We start from the raw sequence: 1,252 nt of genomic DNA, 5'->3' as shown, positions 1-1,252 counted from the left end.
GCTCCGTGTCGATTTGCATCATCGACGACAACGGCGATATCCAGCATGAAGAAAAGGTCGCCGCGGACGTCGACCAGGTGGTGGCCTGCCTGCGCACCTTCAGCCAGGACATCACGGCCGTCGGCTTCGAAGCCGGCGCGCTGGCGCAGTACTTCAGCTATGGCCTGCAGGCAGCCGGCTTTGAAGCCATMTGCTTGGAGGCGCGCCAGGTCGCCGCCGCGTTGTCGGCCATGCGCAACAAGACCGATCGCAACGATGCGCGTGGCATCGCCCAGATCCTGCGCACCGGCTGGTACAGCCGGGTGCATGTGAAGAGCCTGGAAAGTCATCACGTCCGTATCCTGCTCTCGAGCCGTCGAGCCGTACTCGCAAAGTGCGTCGATCTGGAAAACGAGCTGCGCGGCCTTCTGAAGATCTTCGGCGTCCGGCTGGCGAGCAAGGTGCCACACGGTGCCTACGACGACACGCTGCGCCCCCTGGTCAGCACCGACCCGSTRCGGGCACGTGCGCTGTTGCCAGTCCTGGACGCCAGACTGGTGCTCTACAAGACCTACCTCAAGCTCGACAACGAGGTGAAGGCCGCCGTGCGCGTCGACCCTGTGTGCCAGCGACTGATGACGGTGCCGGGTGTTGGCGCGGTCACCGCCCYGACGTTCCGGGCCGCGGTGGACGATCCCAACCGCTTCAAATCATCGCGGACCGTCGCGGCGCATTTCGGCCTGACGCCGCGGCGCTTTCAGTCCGGGGAGACGGACAATCCGGGGCGCATCTCCAAGTCTGGCGATCCGGAAGTACGCAGTGTCTTGTATGTGGCGGCGCATGCGCTGGTCACCCGCAGCAAGGCGTGGTGTTCGCTCAAGGCGTGGGGCATCCGGCTGGCGCGAACACGAGGTCACCGCCGGGCCGTGATTGCGGTGGCCCGAAAACTGGCCGTCATCCTGCACAAGATGTGGGTCGACGGCACCGAGTTCCGATGGGGTGCGGAGGAAGCCACGGCATGAACTAGACACGCCTATCCCCCAACCCGACCGGGAGCGTCCCCAGCGTGGACGAAGGTCTGGATGAAGCCGCAAATGTCCGATGCGCCCCCGAGCGCGACCAAAAGCCAGGCTCTCCATTCCGTCCGACCAATGCATGCAGCGAGCCGAGCGCCATCAGAGCCGACTGCGGAAAGAAGCGTGACCCACGCGGAGACGTACCCGACCAACGGAAGGAGTCCGACCTTGACACTACCGCCCGATTAAAGAAGCGG

Annotated in this window: 1 protein-coding gene; it reads left to right on the top strand. The window is 64.8% G+C overall.

What is annotated here, in order from left to right:
* A partial coding sequence (locus tag AB4Y64_RS17655; RefSeq protein WP_441817752.1) for an IS110 family transposase occupies positions 1-1,001 on the top strand: 1,001 nt, incomplete at its 5' end.
* Positions 1,002-1,252 lie beyond the last annotated feature (251 nt).

The organism is Lysobacter sp. TAF61 (assembly GCF_052113485.1).
Taxonomy (GTDB): domain Bacteria; phylum Pseudomonadota; class Gammaproteobacteria; order Xanthomonadales; family Xanthomonadaceae; genus Lysobacter_J.
Note: the sequence above shows the minus strand (reverse complement) of the source record. Positions and strands in the feature narration are given on the sequence as shown.